This is a genomic window from Psychrobacter sp. (assembly GCF_041554015.1).
In the GTDB taxonomy this organism is placed as follows: domain Bacteria; phylum Pseudomonadota; class Gammaproteobacteria; order Pseudomonadales; family Moraxellaceae; genus Psychrobacter.
In genome coordinates, this window is record NZ_JBFFMS010000002.1 from 14,209 (window position 1) to 36,915 (window position 22,707).

Here is a 22,707-nt window from a genome sequence, read left to right on the forward strand (position 1 = left end):
TAATAGAGTTTACTATAGTTGATAAGTATTTTTATGGCTCTTCCATTAAATCGCAATTTTTGGAGTTTATAAAAGTCTATTATAAGATTTAAAAAAATAGCGGTGCTCTCCAAAGTGAAGAGCACCGCCACTGCTTATAAAATTTAGCTGTTAAAAACCTAAGCTTTAACCCCGCACATTCACCACATAACGACCAACCGTCTTGCTCGCCATAAAGCGATCTAAGTATTCGGGTGTTTGCTCAAGCGTAATCTCTTCGCAGTAATTCTCTAAATTAGGCAATTTCATATCAGTGGCGACACGCTGCCAAATAGCCTTTTTATCCGCCAGTGGAATATAGACCGAATCGATACCGAGTAGGGACACCGCACGGGTGATAAACGGTAATACCGTCATCGAAAACTTAGCACCGCCCGCCAAGCCGCAAGAGGTGACCGCGCCGCCTGCTTTGGTTTGTTTAAGCAAGTTTGCTAGATAATCACCACCGATGGTATCAATGGCATTTGTCCACAGCTCGCGACCGACAGGTTTATCGCCGATTTCATTGATGGTATCGCGATGACGGACTTCATTTGCACCGAGCTCTTTTAGATAGTCACTTTGCTCAGGTTTGCCAGAGAAGGCGATGACGTCATAACCGAGCTGACTTAATATGGCGATACTGATACTACCGACGCCGCCCGTTGCGCCAGTGACGGCGACAGGTCCGTCACTTGGTTTTGCACCCATTTTCTCAAGCTTTTGGATACTTAATGCTGCCGTTAAGCCGCCAGTACCATATATCATCGCTTCTTTTAGCGTCAATGACGATGGACATTCGACCGCCCAATCGGCTGGGATAGAGATCATTTGACTTAAGCCGCCGTCGGTATCCATGCCCAAATCATAACCAAAGACCACGACTTCTTGCCCTGCTTTAAAAGTGCCAGACTTGTCGCTGACCACCACGCCTGCTGCATCGATACCAGGCGTATGTGGGTATTGCTTAGTGATTCTTTTATTGCCCGATGCTGACATCGCATCTTTAAAGTTTAATGATGAGTAATGTACTTCGATTAACAAGTCATTGTCAGGTAAGTCACTGATATTGCGCTGTTGAATGCTTTTTTTGAATTCACCGTCGCTAGTTTCTTCGACGACTAAGGCTTTAAACGTTGTGTGGTCAGACATAAGAAGATTCCTAATAGGCTTTTTTAATATAGATAGGCATTGATGAATAGAGAAAATGTTCGAAAAACTAAGAGATTAAATAACCCTCAAGGCTTTAACAGCACCTTACCGCTTTTTTCTGACTGCATTTTTCCATCGACCGCTTTTAAGATATCAGCCAAGTCAAACGTCGCTTCCGTTGGCAGTTTCAACTGACCATTGACGGCGCGATCAATCAGCTCATCAACCAAACGCTGTTTATTCTCAACGCTCATCTCTTGGCTAAGTTTACTGCCCCAAAAGCCTTTTAGTACCGCTTGCTTAAAAATCATATCCGTCGGATTGAGCATCATTGGCTTACCTGACATTGCACCAAATACCGCAAATGTCCCGCCATGACCGAGTAATGATAATAAGGCACCACTGTCTTCACCGCCGACAGAATCAACCGCTGCGCTGATTTTTTCATCGCCAATGATAGCTTTTACCTGCTCTTTCCAGTCCTTATCGGCAGTATTGATATTATTTTTGACCCCGATAGCTTCTAGCTCTGCTACGGCATCGCTACTGCGTACCACGTTGATGGTGTTGATACCGCGCGCGGCCGCTAGCATAGCGAGTGATTTACCAACTGTGCCATTGGCAGCGTTTTGGATAACCCATTGACCAGTTTGTAATGCTAAGTACTCAAGCAACATCAAGGCGCTGAGTGGCATAGCAATCAATTGTGCTGCCATTTCATCGTCCAAGCTGTCCGGCATCGGGAATACCATATCCTCTACAGCGACGAAATACTCTGCCCACGTTGCTTGCACACTGGCTGCTGCCACGCGCTGACCGACTTTCAGATTTTTAACCTCACTACCGATAGCGTCGATGATACCGACCGCTTCACTACCGCCGATGGCAGGCATCGTGGGCTTAAAGCCATATTTGCCACGAATGGTCAGGAGGTCGTGATTATGAATAGAGGCAAGTATCGTTTTGACGCGGACCTCATTGGCTTTAGGCTCTGGAGTAGGGCGCTCACCGATGCTGAGTACTTCAGTAGGTTTGCCAAAATGATCATAAGTTGCGCTACGCATGATAAATCCTTTTTTTAATTGTTGAGTAAATAGTGAAAACACCAAGCAACAGTAACAAGCCGAATGTGTCTATCGCAATATCAATTTGGTAAAGCTAAGTTGTTAGAACTGAGTTGTTAGAGACACACAGTTATAAAGTAGTAGCATGATTTCGATTCACATAAGAGTTAGGGGAGCCAAGTAATAACTTATGATCATTTTGGAGTGATTAAATAAGCCTTGGATACAATTCATAACATCAGAGCAGTCTTTTAACGAGAGCTAGGTTTTAGATGATAAAAAAGGATAAATCTGCGAAAAAATTGAAAAATAGTAGGGTTTGAGAGGCTTTTCTCTACTGAATCTCATGATACTGAGATTTCTATGCTATACGATATATGTGTCAATGGCTCGAATGCTGTTGACATTCATAATTTTTTTTATTATTACTATTACCAATAGTTTTCTAACCTATGTCAGCTACAGGTGTGAGTCATTGCTGATTCACACCATAAACAGCATAGGTAGTAGAGAATAAATTTAAATGGACTTAATAAAAGACTCGGCAAATTGCTGTCTTTTTCTCACTAGGATGTGATATGACCCTCAACCCTACTTCCCTTCGTACGACCATATTTTTGCCCACTTCTCTTGCTGTTGCTATCTTGGCTATCTTTATGACAGGTTGTAGTGACAAGACGGCAACAGATAATAATGCCAGCTCTTCAGCCAACATCGATCCAAGTGTATTGGCAGATACTCAAGAGATGGTAATCAATAATGGTACTGAACCTGAGTCGCTTGATCCTCATAAGGTATCTGGTGTCCCTGAGTCTAATATTGGTCGTCAGTTATTTGAAGGCTTAACCAATACAGATGCAGATGGCAAAACCATTCCAGGAATCGCAACCGAATGGGAGAGTACTGATAATAAAGTATGGACCTTTAAACTGCGTGATGCCAAATGGTCAAATGGCGATCCGGTTACCGCGCAAGACTTCGTCTATAGCATGCGCCGCTTGGTCGATCCAAAGACTGCATCACCATACTCGAGCTACTTGGTTGATGCTAAGGTAGTCGGTGCCGATAAAATCGTTGAAGGCGCAGCTGGTATTGACACACTCGGCGTAAAAGCAATCAATGACAAAACACTGCAAGTGACACTATCAGAGCCAGTACCTTATTTCCCAGATATGCTGATTCACAACTCCGTCAAACCTGTACATCAAAAAACCATCGAAGCCTTTGGTGATAAATGGACAGACCCTGCCAATATCGTGGTCAATGGCCCTTATAAAGTCAGCAAATGGCAGATTAATGATGAACTGGTTTTGACGCGTAACCCTTCTTATTATGACGATGCCAATACGACCCTTGATACCATCACGATGCTGCCGATTCCTTCTAGCACGACCGATGTAGCGCGTTATCAGGCTGGCGAAGTGGATGTCACCTACAATGAGATTCCAACCGAGCAATTTGCCTCTTTAAAAGAGCAAAACGGTGATGAGCTGAGAATTTCCCCTTATCTTTGTACTTACTATTATGAGTTTAATACCGTCAAGCCGCCTTTTGATAATCCAAAGGTACGCCGTGCTTTAGCCTTGGCATTAGATCGCGATACCATCGTAGACAAGGTTATTGGCCAAGGCCAAACGGCAGCTTATCAGCTCACACCTCAGGCGACCAAGGGTCAGGTGGTCAATGCGCCAGAGTGGTCCACTTGGAACAAAGAAAAGCGTATTGCAGAGGCCAAAAAACTGCTCAATGAAGCGGGTTACAACGAGAGTAATCCACTTGCTTTTGAGCTGCTTTACAACACCAATGACAATCATAAAAAGGTAGCGGTTGCTGCCACTTCGTTATGGAAGCAAGCACTTGGTTTTGTCGATGTAACATTGACCAATAAGGAATGGAAAACTTACCTTGATACCCGCCGTAACGGTAACTACCAAATCGCTCGTGCTGGCTGGTGTGCAGATTATAACGAGCCTTCAGCCTTTCTAAATATTACCAAGTCAGACAACAGTGGAAACTATGGCAAGTACGCCAATGCCAATTTCGACAGTCTGATGGCACAGACGCTAAAAGCGGGCGTGACCGATGCGCAGCGTGCCAGCTTATATCAAAAAGCTGAAGCACAGCTAGATCAAGATATGGGGTTACTCAATATCTATCATTATGTTAGCCCTCGTTTAGTCAAGCCGTATGTGATCGGTTTTTCAGATGCAGATCCGTTAGGTAATTGGCAGGGTAAAGATATCTCTATTGCTAAGCACTAACCTATAAATCGCTATCACCCTAGTGGGCGCTATGAAGCAGAAGGATTCTGACTTATAGCGCCTGTTTGTTTGAGTGAAAAACGTAGTGACAGTTTCTTTGAAAACCAGCTCGTTAAAAATAGGCATCCTTACCACAGGAGCCTTATAAAAAGAGGCCTTATGCTAAAGCTCATCTTTCGGCGTATTTTAGAAGCCATTCCAACTATGTTTGTTTTGATAACCGTGTCTTTTTTTATGATGCGTTTAGCGCCGGGCAGTCCCTTTACGTCTGAGCGCAATTTATCACCCGCTGTATTGGCCAATATTGAAGCCAAATACAATCTTAACGATCCCATGTGGCTACAGTATGTCAATTATCTAAAACAATTGGCAATGGGTGATTTTGGGCCATCGTTTAAGTATAAAGACTATACCGTCAATGAGCTGCTGTCGCAGTCTTTTCCAGTTTCGATGGAGCTTGGGCTATATGCTTTTATATTGGCATTGGTCTTAGGTTTGATCCTTGGCATTGTCGCAGCGCTTAAGCAAAACTCATGGCTGGATTATGTATTGATGGCTTTTGCGATGACGGGTGTTGTGATTCCAAGCTTTGTTAAAGCGCCACTATTGGTACTTATCTTTGCGATTTTTTTGCAGTGGTTGCCGGCTGGTGGCTGGAATGATGGTGCCTTACAAAACCTGATACTGCCCGTCACTGCGCTCGCATTAGCCTATGTCGCGAGTATCGCACGGATCATGCGCGGCTCGATGATAGAGGTGATGAACAGCCAATATATCCGCACAGCCAAGTCTAAAGGTTTACCCATGCGTCAAATCGTTATGAAGCATGCACTTAGACCAGCGTTATTGCCAGTTATATCGTATTTAGGTCCTGCTTTTGTGGGAATTATTACCGGCTCTATCGTTATTGAAACGATCTTTGGGTTACCCGGCATCGGGCAGTTATTCGTCAATGGGGCGCTCAATCGTGATTATGGTGTGGTACTTAGTTTGACTATTTTGGTCGGGGTATTAACGATCGCCTTTAATGCGATTGTCGATATTTTATACGCGATGATTGATCCAAAGATTCAGTATTAATGGTTATCAGGCATACATTGCTGCTCAAACGCCACGGATTGCTTAAACAATGACTATCAGATTATCTATTAGATTAATAAAGGGACGACTATGAGCCTTCTCGTAGACCAGCCAATTGAGGCTATGAACCTGCCTGTTAAAGAGATTAAAGGCCGTAGCCTATGGCAAGATGCCTGGCGCCGTTTTTATCAAAACAAAGCGGCGGTGACCAGCTTTTTTATCTTATTACTCGTCGGTATGTTTGTCATCTTTGTGCCTATGCTGGCGCCTTTTGGCTACGCAGAGACTGACTGGAATTTTATGCAAGCTGCGCCGTCGATTGAAAATAAGCATTATTTTGGTACGGATTCGCTTGGTCGAGATTTGCTCGTACGCACCGCAGTCGGTGGTCGTATCTCCTTATTAGTCGGTATCGCTGGTGCAACAGTGGCAGTATTGGTTGGTACGGTATATGGCGCTACATCAGGCTATCTTGGCGGTAAAGTCGATATGATTATGATGCGCTTCTTAGAGATTCTAAGCGCCTTTCCGTTTATGTTCTTCGTGATTTTGCTCGTCACTATATTTGGTCGTAATCTTATTTTAATCTTTGTCGCTATTGGTCTGGTTTCTTGGCTTGATGTGGCCCGTATCGTCCGCGGTCAGACATTGAGCCTGAAGAGTAAAGAGTTTATTGAAGCCGCCCACGTCGGCGGGGTATCAGGCTTTAATATTATCCTGCGCCATATCGTCCCTAACGTGCTTGGAGTAGTGGTGGTTTATGCCTCTTTACTGGTACCAACAATGATTTTATTTGAATCATTTTTGAGCTTTTTAGGGCTTGGGGTACAAGAGCCAATGACCAGCTGGGGGGCGTTATTGCAAGAAGGCTCGCAAACGATGCAAGTCGCGCCGTGGCAGATTCTGATTCCTTCAGCTTTTTTGGTCATTACTTTATTCTGCTTTAACTTTATCGGCGATGGTCTACGTGATGCGTTTGACCCAAAAGACCGCTAGGTCAAATATCGCTAGGAGAGCAACATTATGACAACTCAAGACATGGAAAGCTCGTTTAATAAAATAGACACTACTGTCAGTAAAGTAGGTGCTGATTCAGTACTTAATAATCAGATTCATCAACAAAACAGCTTATTGGCAGTCAAAGATCTATCAGTGCAATTCACTACCGAAGATGGTCTAGTGACCGCGGTGAACGGTCTAAATTTTAACCTGCATCAAGGTGAGACGTTAGGCATTGTCGGTGAGTCAGGTTCTGGAAAATCGCAGACCGCGTTCGCTATCATGGGACTATTAGCAAAAAATGGTCGTACTAAAGGCTCTGTAAAATTTGAAGGTAATGAGCTGCTAGGCTTATCGCAAAAAGCATTGAATAAAATACGTGCTGAGCAAATCGCCATGATATTCCAAGATCCGATGACCTCGCTCAACCCTTATATGAAAATAGGGGATCAGCTCGCCGAAGTCTTGATCCTACATAAAGGTATGAGTAAAAAGGACGCGTGGGCAGAGTCGATACGGATGCTAGATGCGGTCAAAATTCCTGAGGCCAAAAATCGCATCGGTATGTATCCGCATGAGTTTTCTGGCGGTATGCGTCAGCGGGTGATGATTGCGATGGCGCTGCTTTGTCGCCCAAAGCTACTCATTGCTGATGAGCCAACGACTGCGCTTGATGTCACAGTACAAGCACAAGTTATGGTGCTATTAAATGAGCTAAAACGCGACTTTGGTACTACTATTATTATGATTACTCATGACTTAGGTGTCGTCGCTGGTATCTGTGATCGGATGCTCGTCATGTATGCTGGTCGAACGATGGCATATGGAGAAACAGAAGAGATTTTTTATACTCCTACTCATCCCTATACTATCGGATTATTAAAAGCAATTCCGCGTTTGGATGATGAAAAAGGTAAGCTTGAGACCATCCCTGGTAGTCCGCCAAATTTACTACATCTACCAGAGGGTTGTCCATTTTATGAGCGCTGTACACACGCTATGGATATCTGCCGTGATGTACCGCCGCCGCTTGAGTTTTTGCCTAATGAACGTCAACGTGCTTGTCATTGGCAGCCTGAGGTACGAGAAGAAAGTGACTCAAAGGACACTACACTGGCTTTTGCAGACGGTGTCGCAAGAGACATGAACCGTCTATCAAAGCTGGAGGGTTAGGTTATGACAGTAGTAAATATGGCTAAACAATACAGCCAAGCCCCGCTGTTACAAGTGCAAAATGTGCATACTACCTTTGATATTAAGCAAAAAGGCACCTACTTTTGGCAAAATCCGGACACCCTAAAAGCCGTAAACGGTGTGTCGTTTGAGCTATTTGCTGGAGAGACTTTGGGAGTGGTCGGAGAGTCTGGCTGCGGCAAATCAACGCTGGCCAGAACGATTATTGGTTTGGTACGTGCCAACTCAGGTAGTATTAAGTTCGGTGACGAAGAGATGGTTGGTGCTTCCAAAAAGATCATGAAGATAAAGCGTAAAGACATTCAAATGATCTTCCAAGATCCACTGGCCTCGCTCAATCCACGCATGACAGTAGGCGATATCATTGCAGAGCCGCTCCGCACTTATTATCCAAAAATGAAAAAGTCTGAGGTACAGGATGAAGTGCGCACCATTATGAAAAAGGTGGGGCTGCTGTCGAATCAGATTAATCGCTATCCTCATGAGTTTTCTGGCGGTCAGTGTCAACGTATCGGTATCGCGCGCGCGCTTATATTAAAGCCTAAAATCATTATTTGTGATGAGCCGGTCTCCGCCCTCGATGTCTCCATTCAAGCGCAGGTCATCAACTTATTACAAGACCTACAGCAAGAAATGGGCTTGGCGCTTATCTTTATTGCTCATGATCTATCAGTCATCAAACATATTGCCCATCGAGTCCTAGTCATGTATTTAGGACATGCTGTCGAGTTGGGCATAGGTGAAGCTGTTTATGGCAACCCAACTCACCCGTATACTCAGGCGTTGATGTCTGCGGTGCCCTTACCCGATCCTATCGCTGAGCGCAGTAAAACCATTCAGCTATTGGAGGGCGAGCTGCCAAGTCCAATCAATCCGCCATCAGGCTGTGTGTTTCGAACGCGCTGTCCAATAGCAATTAGCGAATGCGCTCAAATAGAGCCTATATTAGAAGGGACTTTAAACCATAGGGTCGCTTGCTTAAAGAATAAGGTTAAGATGGGTTAATAAAACTCAATCCGACTAAGGACGTGCTCTTGCACCAGATAAGCGCAAACGTAGGCGCTTGGCCAGGCAAAGACAAAGGCTAGTCCCCACGAGTGCATCAATTCTATAAAGAAGCCATCGACGAATCCTACTTTTACTAGCAATAGAGCGGATGAGATAATAAGGGACATCATCAGCGCCATCAGGCCGGTAAAGATAAGACGGTAATATTTGCGCCGCGCGCGTATTCTAATGCTAGGGAGGTTTGCCATAATATTGAATTGTTCCGATATGATAATAGTGACGCTCACTGAACGCTGCTGAACAGGGTCATAAAGCGCCTTTATGAGCCATGATATCGCATGCTGGCGGATGGATAAAATCGTTATTACCAATAGTAAAGTTCGTTATATTTTAATGATCGTTATTTCGCTTTTAAAAAGGAGAATGTGCTCATTATTAATAAACTAAAGCTGAATTATTGCTACGATACAGGGTATTCACAATACACACCGAGCAGGATATTTCGATGAATTTAAAACGTTTGGGTTTTGCTGTTTTGTTAAGCCTTTCAGCGGTTGGCTGTACCACAGCGCCTAATACCATGGCGGTTAATACCACGCAAAAGATTGTTCAATATGAGCGCTCAAAATCAGACCTCATCACCAAGTCATTTACGTTGTCATCAGGCGATAAAATGTTCTACGCAGAAAATAGCAATGTCAGCGGCAAGCCTTTATTACTGATTCATGGCTTTGGTGGCAATAAAGACAACTTTACCCGTATCGCTCGGCAGTTGCAGAATTATCATCTGATTATTCCTGATTTGCTCGGCTTTGGTGACTCTAGCAAGCCGATGGCAGCTGACTATCGTTCTGAGGCGCAAGCGACGCGCTTACATGAGCTACTACAAGCCAAAGGGGTGGCAGATAATATCCATATCGGCGGCAATTCGATGGGCGGCGCTATCAGTGTTGCGTATGCTGCAAAATATTCTAAAGAGGTCAAGAGCCTGTGGCTGATAGACAGCGCAGGTTTTTGGTCAGTGGGCATGCCAAAATCTTTAGAGGGCGCAACCCTTGAGCACAATCCACTGCTGATCGATAAAACCGCAGATTTTTACCAAATGTATGACTTTGTCATGTCTAAGCCGCCTTATATTCCTAAGTCTGTAAAAGCTGTATTCGCGCAAGAGCGTATTGCTAATAAAGCGCTTGAGTCTAAGATACTCGCGCAAATCGTTGAAGACAATGTTGAGCAGCGCGCTAAGGTTATCGCTGAATATAATATTCCAACGCTCGTAGTATGGGGCGAGGAAGATCAAGTGATTAAGCCTGAAACGGTAACGCTGATCAAAGAAATCATTCCGCAATCAGAAATTGTTATGATGTCAAAGATTGGTCATGTGCCGATGATAGAAGCGGTTAAGCAAACAGCTGAAGACTATAAAACGTTTCGCGCCAAGCTTGGTGAATAGTAAGAGAAGCTATGACGCCTTTAGTTATCTCTCTTTTACCAAGCGTTCTAGCAGCTCAATCGTACGCTCTTGTCTGACCAAGGCCACCCCTTGCCCTGCCCATAATGACTGATACTCTGGGTCAAGATTATCGGTCGCATGACCACGTAAAAATTTGGTCATCGCATTTAATTGTGGGTAGGGCGGTAGCTCATGCGCGCTTTCATATTGCGCAAAATCACGCAAATAATCATTCAATAAGCCACGAGCCTGCTTACCTGAAAACAGTCTCGTCAAGTGGGTCTCGCTACTGCGCTTATCTTGACTGGCATCAAGCAGCGCTTGCTTATAAATGTCATTAATATCGCATTTATCGGTGGTCAAAAACGCCGTCCCAATTTGCGCAAGCTCTGCACCCGCTGTTTGTACCGCTTTAATATCTTGCCCCGTCATGATGCCACCTGCTGCAATCAACGGAATATCGGTACAGGCGCGCGTTTGACCAATCAGCGTCAATAATTCCAATGGATCAGTTTCACTTTGCGCAAGCCAGCCACCGCGATGCCCGCCAGCTTCGATCCCTTGTATACATACCGCATCAGCACCAATATCGCTCCATGCTTTTGCTTCTAATGGATGATTTGCCGTACCGATGACGCGCGTACCTAAAGCTTGCAAATACTGCACTTGCTCGGCGCTGATAATACCAAAGGTAAAGCTAGCGACAGGAACAGGATTGTCATAGAGCACTTGTAGCTGATCCGCAAAGCTTAGCGCTGGGCGTTCAGGTCGCGCAAATTCGATATGGTTTTCTTGATAGTACTGACTTAGCCAAACAGGGATTTTGGCATCAAAGGTGCTCGATTCATACTCAGACAATACCATTAGGTTAATCATAAAAGGGCGATCGGTGAGCGATTTTAAGATATCAATATGGCTATGCAAAACCGCTGGCGGCGTCATGCCCGATCCCAATGAACCCAGTCCACCAAAATTACTCACCGTCGCTGCCAGCTCAGGGGTGGTTGCCCCTGCCATCGGCGCTTGCACGATAGGGTGGGTCAGATTAAGGGTATTCAGTAAGGTCATGACGAGCTTCCTTTTTATGTTATTAGGATTTTTATCTCACTTACTTTAACAGAACAGGACAAAGAGTATGTTGGATAGTGCTTATTTAGTTGCTGAATATGCAGATGGGTTTTGATTATGAAATTGTGGTTAGCATTCATTACTAAAGATCAAAATAAGATTTGAAGGTCAGGATGTAGCATGATGTCACATAAAAAAGGTCAGCTCTTACATCATCAAGAAGATGAATAAGAAAACTGACCCATTTTTATTAACTAGATGCTTAGATATTTAGGTCAACTGCAACGACCCTTTCGCATTCATCAGCAGCTCAACCACATCATCACCACTGATAATCGTGAATCGCTTGTCGATGGCGGATTCGTCCACGCCATTGTGCTGCATACAGGCGCTGCATACCAGCACTTGACCACCTTTTTCGATAAAGGCTTCTAGTAACTCGCCCGCAGGTTTAAATGGTGCACCAATATCGACATTGTCTAAAGCGTTGGGCAGTGCCAACTGTACCGCTTCCACCATCAATATCACTGAGGCAGAATGACCTTTTTTGAGCGCCACGCCAGCCATAGTAAAAGCTAAAGTGATTTTGCTTGGATTTGATTCACCAGTATCAAATAACGTACCGACATAATCCGTCGTATTAACCATATTATTCTCCTTATAAGACTGTTTTTAGTTTGCTGTTCATTAAATACTATGCAGTTGAGTATCAAACTCACTACTATCCTAGCATTTATTATATGTATTTATATAATGTATTGTTGGGAAATAGTAGCCATAAGGTTGCTAGGTTGTGACTTATCAATAAGGTGAGATAATAAGTTCTAAGTTTGCGGCGGCCACGGACGATCAGCATCACTGACGATCCATTCTGCGACATAACCGCTCGGTGGCAACTGCCAATCTGCTTGCCCTAATGAGGCGAGTACACGTGCTGTTTCTATCACCCTCCCTTTTTCAGTCACGCCCGTCCGCAGCAGCGCAGAGGAGCAAGGCTTACCCTTAACCCACATCGACTGCTCGATATATATCCAGCGCTCATCGAAGCCAGCGATTTTGGTTTTCATAGTGACTATATCAAAGGCGCGAATACGTTTGCGATATTGAATAGTACTGCCAGCGACCACCAAGCCCCAACGCTGCTTGAGCAGTTGACGACCAAGCCCGCTACGCACCGCAAAGTCAGTACGCCCTAGATCAAACAGGGTCAGCACGCGACCATTATTCATCTCCAAGAAATTATCAATATCCGTCAGACGACAGCGAAAGCTAATCTCGCTGGTATCCTTAAACGTTAAGGTCTTGCCTTTTTTGACTTGTAGCGCGGCGTGGGCGATGGTGCTGGCATAACGGATAAATGGGTACATAGCGCATTCTCAAAAGGTTAAAAAGTAAAGTGAGTCTTGTTATGTTAGGACTTATTGGATACGACGCCGATATGAGTAAAATAAGCACTGACAGTTTCAGGTATCCAATTGATATCAAATCTGGATTTTTTATAAAGTTGAGAGGATTTTTCTTTGTCCGAGCGATAACGAATAAAGCCCACATGCCCGCCATGCTCGGTATCTAAGATAGTGACACTATCGGATACATCGTTTGCGGTAGCGGTAAAACCAAGGAAGGGGTCGTCTTTGGCGCTAATAAGTAACAAAGGTTTCGTTACTTTTATTAAATAAGGCAGGGCTGATGAGGCATGGTAATAGTGATTATTAGAGCGATAGCCATGGCGCGGGGCGGTAAAGATATCATCAAAGTCACTGATGCGATTGACCGCTTTGATTGAGTCGATCTCCTCTTTACTGATGTCATTGGCTAAGGCTTTTTTGATAATGGGGTTGAGCAAATAAGGGGTATAAATCCGATGGCTCAAAAAGCTGTGCATACTAAGCGCCGCCGATGACATATCGACGGGGGCGGAGATGACAGCCGCGCCTTGGCAGATTGCATCGTCACCATATTCGCCCATGTATTTTGCCAAGGCATTACCGCCCAGTGACACCCCAACCGCATAAATATTGGCGTACTGTTGACGTAAGTTTTGTAGCGCATGATGTACTTCATCGGTATCACCGGCATTATAAAAAACTCTACCATTAGCAGGAATGCCGCCACAACTGCGAAAGTGAGCGACCACAAAATGCCAACCTTGTGCGTGCATCTGATGCGCCAAAGCCCGTGCATAGTGACTGTCGCTACTGCCTTCCATACCGTGGAATAGGACGATTAAAGGTGTTTCTTCACGCTCGCCATTTTCTGCTGCATTGATAGTATGAGCATCATAAAAGTCATAAGCGATATCACTTTCATCCAACGAGTCTTTTTCGACCACGCGGCGATAAGTGGGCGCTTTAGGGGCAAAAAACTTAGGCAAGATGCTTTGTAGATGTGGATTGGTCAGCCAAAAGGGCGGTTTAAACGGCGCGGGAGAAAAAGGCTTACTTAGTTTTGAAGTTAGTGATTTCGTGGTTGGCATAAAGGTGTCTTATTTGGTGGGCGTTAAAATCATCTTTAACAATCAGTGCTTTATCATACCCATGACAGTTATCAAAACCAATAAGATTTAGTGAATGCTCAGTGAACGTATGGTTACTCATATATTTTTTATGATTTGTCTAATACGCGCCCATCCATAGCAAGGCGCTCCTTTAAATGCTCGATATCTGCCTCAGCAATCGTCACAGTCAATGTCACTTGCTTACTATAAGCGACATCATCGATACTGCCATTTAAACTGTCGACCACATAGCGGCACTGCGCCTCGGTGGCAAACTCTGCCAATATCTGTACTTGTATCATGGGCACATAGGGCAGCAATATCATCTCATCGACCGCTGCTTGCGCTGCGCCTGCATAAGCACGGGTTAAACCGCCTGCGCCAAGTTTGATACCACCAAAATACCGTACTACGATAATAATGACATTGCCGATAGATTTGTGCTGCAAGACATTTAATATCGGTCGACCTGCCGTACCATTTGGCTCGCCATCATCATCAAAGCCAGCACTGGTAGTATTATTAGGGTCACCAATGATATATGCCCAGCAGTGGTGGCGCGCATCGGCATACTGCTCGCGTAATTGTTCCACGTGAAACATTGCCTGTTCACGCGAGGTTACAGGATAAGCGTGGGCGATAAACTCGGATTTTTTAATATCTAAGCGCGCAGTGACAGTACGTTTTAGTGTTTGATAGCTCATATTTCATCAGGTCTAGGTTGGATATGGTAAACTGGTCTAACTTTCACTGTCGTCCGTATTTGGCGCAGTGTTCATTTAATTTTTTATTATAGTACCACTTCTGACCCATGAAGATAGCAGGCAAGCTCAGTGCGAATGCTGATGTCGTTAGCTGCTAAGGTAAAGTAGGTATCATAAAACGGATGGTAGTAAATAGTATGCGTCTAGATAAATTTATCAGTAAGGCCACTGAGTTGTCTCGTAAAGAGTCCAAAAAAATCATGCATGCCGGTGAGATCATGGTCAACGAGCAGATCGTCAAAGATCCAGGTTTGCATGTCGATATCGTCAATGATGAGGTTATGTGGGGTGGCGAGCCACTATCGGTCGCGACGGGCAATCGCTATATTTTATTGCATAAGCCTGAAGGCTTTGAGTGTACGCTAAAAGCCAAAGAGTACCCCATCGTCACTGAGCTGATAGCCGTCCCAGAGCTTGGTAGCTTGCGTATCGCTGGACGACTTGATGTCGATACCACGGGCGCTTTGCTTATCAGTGACGATGGCGGTTGGCTACACCGCGTGACCAGTCCTAAACATGAACATGCGAAGGTTTATGAGCTAACTTTAGCAGAGGCGATGGATAGCGATGCTCAGGCGAACGCGGTCAAAGAAGTGGCAAACGGCATTCTTTTAGAAGGTGATCACGAAGAAACCAAGCCTGCAACCCTTGAATTCATCGATGAGACGCATGCGCGTCTGACCTTGGAGCAAGGTAAATATCATCAAGTCAAACGCATGATGGGTTATTTTGGTAATCGCGTTATCGAGCTGCATCGCGCCAGTATCGGTCATATTAATTTGGACGGTTTAGAAAAAGGCGACAGTCGCTTTTTAACCCCTGAAGAAGTGGCTAAATTCTAGGCTGTTATTTTAAAAACCCCATAAACAGCTCTTTAAAATCAGCAGCCACGTCACGTGCGCTGCTTTTTTTGTCCGTAGTTTTTACCTGCTATGGTTAGCAGGTTATGTCTTGTGTCCGTACTGTGTTGCCTATCTCTTAAAGCTCAGTAGCAGTTTTGCAAAATTGAGCCGTTAAACCTTGGCAAAAGTCTACCTTATGCTAAGGTTAGCCTATCTTTTTTAATCTATTTTTTTACATAATATCGTTATCATCGGTTCAATATAAGCTATCAAAACTAAAAGCGACTAACACTCCCTTTATCAAACGTGATTTTTGTTAAAACCAGATAGGACTGTCTCTGTGAACGCATCTTTATTAAAACCTGCCAGTTTCATTAGTTTCATTGGCGCCATGTTATTGGCAACCACCGCCTGTGCTCAGCCTAGTGACATGGCTGCTACCAGCCAAAAAGTCAGCCAAAGCGTGAAAAATACAAAAGCTGCTGGCACTGTCAGCCCATCCGTTGACAGACGTTTACGCCAGTTGCTAACTCAGGCAGGGATCAAAACACAAATCAGCTCTATCGTGCCGTCCAACTTACCCAATATGTATCAAGTTAATTTGGTAGGGCAGTTGCCATTACATATTACGGAAGATGGTAATTATGTCATTCAGGGCGAGCTACAAAAGAATCCAAGCAAGCGGGTGGTTACCAAGACGCCAGCGCGTAGCACTATAGCGCAGGTAGGCAAGCCTGTTAGTGCAAGTGTTAAAGCAGATATATTGGCCAATATGGGTGCACTAAAAAATATGAGTGCCAAAACACCGTTCTTTTATACGGCTGTGCCCGGTGTGATTTGGGGCGCGACCTTAGAGGGCGTACCGTTCTTGTTATCAGATGATGCGCAGTATATTACTGATGGCGAGATCTCTGTCATCAAAAACGGTCAATTTATCGGACTTGACGAGCAGTTTGAAAAGCGTAAAAATCAGTCGGTGTTTGCGACTTTAGATGCAAACCAACTGATTACTTATCCAGCGACTAGTGCTGAAAAAGCCGTCATTTATGTGGCAACAGATGTGAACTGCCCTTATTGCCGCAGACTACATCATCAGATGCCGATGCTGAATGCTAAAGGCGTGACAGTCAAAACCATTGGTTATCCGATTTATGATGCGTCACCTGAGCAGATGCGCGGTATTTGGTGCCAAGGTACTGAGGACAGTCGCCGTAAAGCCCTTGATAAAGCAATGCTGCAAGGTAAGATGACATCTGCACCAGCAAGTTGTAAAGCTGATCCTGTGACGCCCAATCGTGAAAAAGCAGCAGGGCTTGCTGTTATGGCAACGCCTGCTATCTATCGTGAAGATGGCGTGCTGTTTCAAGCAAGCTTTGAGAGTCCGGAGTTTTTAGAGTTTTTAGGTGTGCAGTAGCTGATATAGATATGTGATGTCTAATGTCTAATGCTTAATCAAGTTATGAATAAAAAACGTGTTAAGAAATGATATTCCTTAATATGGACAAAAAAGCCGCCACATAAGCTATTTATGTGGCGGCTTTTTGTTATATCTAAAAGTTATTGATAGTAAGTTTATTGTGGCAATATGATATCAACGATTTTCCAATCAACCAGACCGTTACGCTGCATCTCGATGATGAGTGGATAGCCTTTTACCTGACCGCTAATGTTAAAACAATGAATACCGCAATAGCCCAGTGTTGGCTTATCACTGTCAGACCCTTGCGCTGCTTGCTTCTCCAGTTCAGCGGCTTGTTTTTCCATGATCTGCTGCATTTGGTTTTTGACCACCGCATCCACATCTCCACGCTGCAGGATAAGATTTTGAATCAAATTTTTGAGATCGACTTGATTACTGGCGATTGCCCATGCGGCGGCAAGCTCCTTAGTCGCAGTATTGGCCTGACCTTGGGTATTGATGACTTTTTCGATGTTTTGCGGTGTTATGGCACCATCGACCGCCTGCGTGATAAAGCTATTGGCGGCTTGGGTCAGTGCTTCGCCGCCTAGCTCAGCGACCAATGGATAGTTGGTCATAGTCGCCGTAAACTGACTGGCGAGTTGGTTTTGAATGCTGGGTCGCACTTGCTCATAGTCGATCGCAGCTGCGATAGTCGCGCCGTCTTTGGCATCGTAGGCATTTTTAAGCTGATAGGCGCTGTAATAGGGCGAGCCTACATAGACAGCGACTGCAATGATGACTAATAAAACAATCAGCTTCTTCATAAAAATCAAACCTTTATTGCGAAATCAAAAACTTAAGGATGGGCAAATTTAATAATAGAAAATATAAATCTAAAGCCCTGAGAATATAGCGATAAATATTAGCATGGACGAGCCTTTTTAAGGTATGAAAACCTTTGTTCATTCCTTAATAAAACCTTTTTATATAGCTAGGCGCACTATAGTGGATACTTTCCCCATTTAAGCGCTTGATAAATGACTACAGCATCTCCATAAATAGCGCAAACTTTTAATAATTGATTTGGCTAAGCAGCATCCCGCCGTATCCGCTTGAAATATTCATCGCAGTATCATCTCTTTTCTCTCACTATTTATAGTGTTTCATGTGAAACCTTTGCGTGTCATAGTGAGATATATGGAGGGGTGGATGCGCTAGAGCGACTGAATCGACCGGTCGGTGGACTGTAAAGACGATAGGAGAGCCCATGAGTAAGCGCGATTTTTATGAAGTATTAGGTGTGAGCAAGACCGCTGAAAGCAAAGAAATTAAGCGAGCTTACCGTAAGCTGGCCATGAAGTATCACCCTGATCGCAACTCAGATGACCCTGATGCCGAAGAGAAGTTTAAAGAAGCGTCGATGGCTTATGAAGTATTAAGCAGCGAAGAAAAACGCTCAGCTTATGATCGCATGGGTCATGCTGCTTTTGAAAATGGTATGGGCGGTGGTGGTTTTGGCGGCGGTGGTAGCGGCAACTTCCAAGATATTTTTGGCGACATTTTCGGTAATTTCGGCGACATTTTCGGTCAGTCACGTGGCGGCGGTGGGCGTTCGCGCCGTGGTTCAGATTTGCGCTACGTGATTGAGCTTACATTAGAAGAAGCGGTACGTGGCTGTAAAAAAGAAATCAGTTTCACAGCGCCTGCGCCGTGCGACACCTGCGATGGTAAAGGGGCAAAAAATGCCTCTGACATCGTGACTTGTCAGACTTGTCATGGGCAAGGACAAGTACGTATGCAGCAAGGTTTCTTTGCTGTACAGCAGGCTTGCCCCCATTGCGGCGGCACTGGTAAACAAATCAAAAATCCGTGCTCTGACTGTCACGGTAATGGCGTTAAAGACAAATCACGTACGCTTGAAGTGTCTATCCCAGCGGGCGTCGATGATGGTGACCGTGTTCGTCTCGCGGGCGAAGGTGAAGCGGGCGGTGCGGGTGTCCAAAACGGTGACTTATACGTCGAAGTACGGGTAAAAGCGCACAATGTCTTTACCCGTCAAGGTGCGGATCTGTATATGGATGTACCTGTGAGCATCACCGATGCAGCACTGGGTAAAGAAGTCGAAATTCCAACGCTAGATGGTAAAGTAAAAATCAAGGTTGCAGAGGGCACGCAAAGTGGTAAGTTGCTACGTGTGCGCGGTAAAGGCGTGACGCCAGTACGCACCACCATGAAAGGTGATTTGATTTGCCGTGTGGTTATCGAAACCCCAGTGAATCTAACGCGCGAGCAAAAAGAGCTGTTACGCCAGTTCCAAGATACGCTCGATGGCGATAGCAAACATCAGCAGTCGCCACATAAGAAGTCCTTCTTTAAAAAGATTGGCGATTTGTTTGATTGATAGCTAAGCTCGACCATTTGAGTCATCTTAAGGCCCATTGTTTCACGTGAAACAATGGGCCTTTTTATTGTCGTTATAAAAAACCATTCAGTCAATGATATTTGCTAAACTTAGCCTCATAACAGTCAAAACCTTTCTTACTAATATAGAGCTTTTAGGGTAAAAATATGAGCCAACAGATAACAGCGCAAGAAAATACAAATAAACAAGTTACCAAAGTCGGGGTCATTGGTGCTGGTGGTCGTATGGGGCGTATGCTCATAGAAGCAGTACAAGACAATCCGCAAACGATGTTAAATGCGGCGATAGAGCGTCAGGGTTCAAGTCTTATCGGCGCAGATGCTGGTGAAGTCGCCGCTATCGGTCGTTTAGATGTACAGATTGTCGATGATTTAAAAGCTGTTATTAATGACATCGATGTACTGATTGACTTTAGCTTGCCTGATGCTACTGAGCAAAACATGCAGATTTGCGCCGCAAACAATGTGTCGATGGTCATTGGTACGACAGGTTTTAATGAGCAGCAAGAGCAAGCACTGGCAAAAGCCTGCGAGAAAATAGCGATTGTCTATGCTGGTAATTACTCAACAGGCGTTAATCTGTCATTAAAGTTACTCGGCATGGCAGCAAAAGCCTTTGGCGAGGATGCTGATGTAGAAGTCATCGAAGCGCATCATAAGCATAAAATCGATGCGCCATCAGGCACTGCATATATGATGGCAGAAGCTGTGGCAGAAGCGCGCGGACAGAATCTAAAAGACGTGGCTGTTTATGGACGTGAAGGACAAACGGGCGAGCGTAAAGCAGGTACTATTGGTATTCATGCTATTCGCGGCGGTGAAATCATCGGTGATCATACTGTGATGTTTATTGCTGATGGTGAAGTGGTTGAAATCACGCATCGTGCGCGCGCACGTATGACCTTTGCTGCGGGTGCCGTACGTGCTGCAACGTGGGTTATTGAGCAGCCAACGGGTCAATATAATATGCAGGATGTATTGGGTTTAAATGACTAAGGTTTTTTTCTTATGGTTTGGTAGCTGCTAATTTTCAAAAAAACAGTAATTATGTTATTCAAGCTCAGCGATTAGACACAACCATTATTATCCCACGTGGACAATGGGTGACTGTCGGACAAGTCTCTCAGAGTAGTCAAAGTAATCAAAATCAACGCTCAAGTTATGGTAGCAATCATGGCATGAATAGCATTCAGGACATACCAATTTGGATAATGGCGCAGTAGCCTTATAAGTGATTAGCATTTATCTATGGCATAAAAAATCGCGATACGGTGATGAGCAGTATCGCGCGTTTTTATTGACCATGATTCATCGCAGATTAGTCAACGTAAATGACGTCTAACGGCGGAAAACCATTGAATTCAATAGACGAGTACGAGTTCGTATAGGCACCCGTGGTCAGCCAAAAGATTTTATCACCAATCTCAAGCTCTTCTGGTAGCTGATAACCCGCTTCTTCATACATGATATCGGTCGAATCGCAAGTGGGACCTGCCAGTACCACAGTGCCTTCGCTGGTTGAGGTTTCCATCTTAGGCGTGTACACAGGGTATTTGATGGCCTCTCCTAATGTCTCGATTAAGCCTTGGAATAAGCCCACGTCAGTATAGACCCAGCGCGTCAAATCCGTATCCGATTTACGCGAGATAAGCACCACATCACTGACCAATACACCTGAGCCGCCAACCAATGAACGACCTGGCTCAAGGATAATCTCAGGCATATCCTCTTCACTATAATCGTCTGTCAAATAACGATTAATCTCTTCAGCGTAGACTTTTATAGGGTTCACTTCACTGATATAGTTGGCTGGAAAGCCGCCGCCCAAATTGATCATTTGTAGCTTGATACCTTCTTCGTTTTTCATCCAATCAAACATATATTTAACCTTGGCTAACGCATCATCCCAAGCAGCGACGTCTTTTTGCTGACTACCGACATGGAATGAGATGCCATAAGGCACAAGACCTAAGTCGCGAGCTTGAATCAAAAGATCAATCGCCATATTGGGATGACAACCAAACTTACGAGACAACGGCCATTCGGCGGTTTCTGAGCCTTGTACTAAAATACGTACAAAAATCTTTGAGCCAGGGGCGTGCTTGGCGATATTTTTTAAATCAGCCTCTGAGTCGGTCGCATACAAATCAATCCCTTTTTCAAAGGCATATTTGACATGCTCTGCTTTTTTGATGGTATTACCATAAGAGATACGTGATGGCTCAACGCCGCAGTCGAGCACGCGGTCAAGCTCATAAATAGAGGCACAATCAAAGTTTGAACCAAGATCTGCAAGCAAGTTAATCACTTCAACAGCAGGACTGGCCTTCATGGCATAATGGATTTTTGCATTAGGAAAAAATCCGACCATTTCATGATATTTGATCTTGATACGGTTTAGGTCCACGACCAAAAATGGTGTCTCGCGACCTTCAGCAGCTTGGGTGAATTTCTGCCAGCCGGCAGGGTCAAAATATTGGTCAATTTTGATCATGGTCATGGTAGGGAACCTTTAATAAAGACAGTCGGTGTTAAAGAGTAAATGCTTGCATCATGTTGGTGTCATCTCATATTATTGTCATCACGCATTTTATAGGTCATAAAACCTTGTGTTGATGCTAATGAGACATTGAAACGTTGCAACAATGAAACAACGTAAAAGCAGCTTAAGTGATGAGTGGATTAAGAATGGGTAGGCTGTGGCTGTTTATCTACCATTTGTTCGCTCTGTTTTTCACGTATTTTAACGACTTTACGCACCTTATCGCGCGCACGAGTCTGCTTAAGACGTGATAAATAATCAACGAATATGACCCCATTTAAGTGATCCATTTCATGTTGGATGCATACCGCAAGTAAGCCTTCTACTTCTTCATCAATCTTTTGACCATTCTCATCTAAGGCTTCAATACGCACCTTGCTTGGACGCTCCACACTATCATAGACCTCAGGTACAGACAAACACCCTTCTTCATAAGGCTGTTTTTCTTCTACCAGTGGTGTCACCTTTGGATTGATGAAAACTCTAGGGCTATTTTTATCTTCAGATAAATCCATGACGATAAGCTGAATGTGGCGATCCACTTGGCTCGCTGCTAGACCGATCCCTTGTGCATCATACATCGTCTCAATCATATCGGCGATTAAGGTTTTGATTTCAGCAGTCACTTCCTTAACAGGCGTAGCAATGGAACGCAGGCGCGGGTCTGGGTAATTTAAAATAGGGAGTAAAGCCATAACGCTCACCTCAATGATAACGATAAAATAGGGTTGGTATTATAAGTTAAATGGGGACAAAAGTAATGCTTATCAATACTTTCGAGCAATTATTGCTTTTTATTATTATAAAAAAAGCAGGCGCTCATTTTTATTTTAGGCATAAAAAAGCCTTGTAATGTACAAGGCTTTTTTAGATATTTAAGCTAGTTTATTGTTAATCTCATATGCGTCAGTAGGAGCGCTTTTGAGTAATTCTTAAGTAAAT

At 44.3% G+C, this 22,707-nt stretch carries 22 protein-coding genes; 11 read left to right on the forward strand and 11 right to left on the reverse strand.

Annotated elements, in window-relative coordinates:
- Positions 1–165: 165 nt before the first annotated feature.
- Positions 166–1,170 carry a YhdH/YhfP family quinone oxidoreductase gene (locus ABYU67_RS01040; RefSeq protein ID WP_372843136.1) on the reverse strand — a complete coding sequence of 335 codons (1,005 nt, stop codon included), beginning with the start codon at positions 1,168–1,170 and terminating at the stop codon, positions 166–168.
- Positions 1,171–1,256: 86 nt separating this feature from the next.
- Entirely contained in the window at positions 1,257–2,234 is a 978-nt protein-coding gene (locus tag ABYU67_RS01045) for a zinc-binding dehydrogenase (protein WP_372843137.1), read from the reverse strand.
- Between the two features lie 578 nt (positions 2,235–2,812).
- Here ABYU67_RS01045 and ABYU67_RS01050 point away from each other — a divergent pair.
- The 5 genes from ABYU67_RS01050 to oppF all read left to right on the forward strand — a co-directional run bounded on the left by ABYU67_RS01050 (position 2,813) and on the right by oppF (position 8,773).
- Positions 2,813–4,495 (forward strand): ABC transporter substrate-binding protein, encoded by a 1,683-nt coding sequence (locus ABYU67_RS01050; protein WP_372843139.1) that lies wholly within the window; start codon positions 2,813–2,815, stop codon positions 4,493–4,495.
- A 159-nt stretch (positions 4,496–4,654) separates the two neighbouring features.
- Positions 4,655–5,575: an oligopeptide ABC transporter permease OppB gene (gene oppB, locus ABYU67_RS01055; protein WP_372843141.1), complete on the forward strand. Its 921-nt coding sequence runs from the start codon at positions 4,655–4,657 to the stop codon at positions 5,573–5,575.
- A gap of 90 nt (positions 5,576–5,665) precedes the next feature.
- Positions 5,666–6,571, forward strand: coding sequence for an oligopeptide ABC transporter permease OppC (oppC, locus tag ABYU67_RS01060; RefSeq protein WP_372843142.1), 906 nt, complete (start codon positions 5,666–5,668; stop codon positions 6,569–6,571).
- Between the two features lie 27 nt (positions 6,572–6,598).
- The gene (gene oppD, locus ABYU67_RS01065) at positions 6,599–7,747 is read left to right on the forward strand and encodes an oligopeptide ABC transporter ATP-binding protein OppD (RefSeq protein WP_372843144.1); all 1,149 of its coding nucleotides are present in this window, start codon (positions 6,599–6,601) and stop codon (positions 7,745–7,747) included.
- Positions 7,748–7,750: 3 nt separating this feature from the next.
- Positions 7,751–8,773 carry a murein tripeptide/oligopeptide ABC transporter ATP binding protein OppF gene (oppF, locus tag ABYU67_RS01070; protein ID WP_372843145.1) on the forward strand — a complete coding sequence of 341 codons (1,023 nt, stop codon included), beginning with the start codon at positions 7,751–7,753 and terminating at the stop codon, positions 8,771–8,773.
- On the opposite strand, the gene ABYU67_RS01075 is transcribed toward oppF, so the two are convergent.
- Positions 8,770–9,024 carry a DUF2798 domain-containing protein gene (locus ABYU67_RS01075; protein WP_372843147.1) on the reverse strand — a complete coding sequence of 85 codons (255 nt, stop codon included), beginning with the start codon at positions 9,022–9,024 and terminating at the stop codon, positions 8,770–8,772. The two genes, oppF and ABYU67_RS01075, sit on opposite strands and share 4 nt — an antisense overlap.
- 257 nt (positions 9,025–9,281) lie before the next feature.
- On the opposite strand from ABYU67_RS01075, the gene ABYU67_RS01080 reads away from it, so the two are divergent.
- Positions 9,282–10,229 (forward strand): alpha/beta hydrolase, encoded by a 948-nt coding sequence (locus tag ABYU67_RS01080; RefSeq protein ID WP_372843148.1) that lies wholly within the window; start codon positions 9,282–9,284, stop codon positions 10,227–10,229.
- A gap of 24 nt (positions 10,230–10,253) precedes the next feature.
- On the opposite strand, the gene ABYU67_RS01085 is transcribed toward ABYU67_RS01080, so the two are convergent.
- From ABYU67_RS01085 to ABYU67_RS01105, 5 genes are all read right to left on the reverse strand, one after another.
- The gene (locus ABYU67_RS01085) at positions 10,254–11,297 is read right to left on the reverse strand and encodes an NAD(P)H-dependent flavin oxidoreductase (protein WP_372843149.1); all 1,044 of its coding nucleotides are present in this window, start codon (positions 11,295–11,297) and stop codon (positions 10,254–10,256) included.
- Positions 11,298–11,567: 270 nt separating this feature from the next.
- Positions 11,568–11,945: a DsrE family protein gene (locus tag ABYU67_RS01090; protein WP_372843150.1), complete on the reverse strand. Its 378-nt coding sequence runs from the start codon at positions 11,943–11,945 to the stop codon at positions 11,568–11,570.
- A 176-nt stretch (positions 11,946–12,121) separates the two neighbouring features.
- Complete coding sequence (locus ABYU67_RS01095) at positions 12,122–12,664, reverse strand: acyl-CoA thioesterase (RefSeq protein ID WP_372843151.1); 543 nt, start codon at positions 12,662–12,664, stop codon at positions 12,122–12,124.
- Positions 12,665–12,708: 44 nt separating this feature from the next.
- Complete coding sequence (locus tag ABYU67_RS01100; RefSeq protein ID WP_372843152.1) at positions 12,709–13,773, reverse strand: YheT family hydrolase; 1,065 nt, start codon at positions 13,771–13,773, stop codon at positions 12,709–12,711.
- 128 nt (positions 13,774–13,901) lie between these two features.
- Positions 13,902–14,498: a YigZ family protein gene (locus tag ABYU67_RS01105; RefSeq protein WP_372843153.1), complete on the reverse strand. Its 597-nt coding sequence runs from the start codon at positions 14,496–14,498 to the stop codon at positions 13,902–13,904.
- A 197-nt stretch (positions 14,499–14,695) separates the two neighbouring features.
- Between ABYU67_RS01105 and ABYU67_RS01110 the strand changes: the two genes are divergently transcribed.
- Complete coding sequence (locus tag ABYU67_RS01110) at positions 14,696–15,400, forward strand: pseudouridine synthase (protein ID WP_372843155.1); 705 nt, start codon at positions 14,696–14,698, stop codon at positions 15,398–15,400.
- Positions 15,401–15,740: 340 nt separating this feature from the next.
- Positions 15,741–16,814: a disulfide isomerase DsbC N-terminal domain-containing protein gene (locus ABYU67_RS01115; RefSeq protein WP_372843156.1), complete on the forward strand. Its 1,074-nt coding sequence runs from the start codon at positions 15,741–15,743 to the stop codon at positions 16,812–16,814.
- Between the two features lie 158 nt (positions 16,815–16,972).
- Here ABYU67_RS01115 and ABYU67_RS01120 read toward each other — a convergent pair whose 3' ends face one another.
- Positions 16,973–17,626, reverse strand: coding sequence for a DUF2939 domain-containing protein (locus ABYU67_RS01120; protein ID WP_372843158.1), 654 nt, complete (start codon positions 17,624–17,626; stop codon positions 16,973–16,975).
- A 443-nt stretch (positions 17,627–18,069) separates the two neighbouring features.
- On the opposite strand from ABYU67_RS01120, the gene dnaJ reads away from it, so the two are divergent.
- From dnaJ to ABYU67_RS01135, 3 genes are all read left to right on the forward strand, one after another.
- Positions 18,070–19,203, forward strand: a complete 1,134-nt coding sequence (gene dnaJ / locus ABYU67_RS01125) for a molecular chaperone DnaJ (RefSeq protein ID WP_372843160.1) — start codon at positions 18,070–18,072, stop codon at positions 19,201–19,203.
- A 167-nt stretch (positions 19,204–19,370) separates the two neighbouring features.
- Positions 19,371–20,219 carry a 4-hydroxy-tetrahydrodipicolinate reductase gene (gene dapB, locus ABYU67_RS01130; protein ID WP_372843162.1) on the forward strand — a complete coding sequence of 283 codons (849 nt, stop codon included), beginning with the start codon at positions 19,371–19,373 and terminating at the stop codon, positions 20,217–20,219.
- A 17-nt stretch (positions 20,220–20,236) separates the two neighbouring features.
- Positions 20,237–20,446: a hypothetical protein gene (locus ABYU67_RS01135; RefSeq protein ID WP_372843164.1), complete on the forward strand. Its 210-nt coding sequence runs from the start codon at positions 20,237–20,239 to the stop codon at positions 20,444–20,446.
- A 95-nt stretch (positions 20,447–20,541) separates the two neighbouring features.
- On the opposite strand, the gene ABYU67_RS01140 is transcribed toward ABYU67_RS01135, so the two are convergent.
- Positions 20,542–21,717 (reverse strand): type III PLP-dependent enzyme, encoded by a 1,176-nt coding sequence (locus tag ABYU67_RS01140; RefSeq protein WP_372843284.1) that lies wholly within the window; start codon positions 21,715–21,717, stop codon positions 20,542–20,544.
- A 188-nt stretch (positions 21,718–21,905) separates the two neighbouring features.
- Positions 21,906–22,460 (reverse strand): peptide deformylase, encoded by a 555-nt coding sequence (gene def, locus ABYU67_RS01145; protein ID WP_372843165.1) that lies wholly within the window; start codon positions 22,458–22,460, stop codon positions 21,906–21,908.
- Positions 22,461–22,707: the final 247 nt, after the last annotated feature.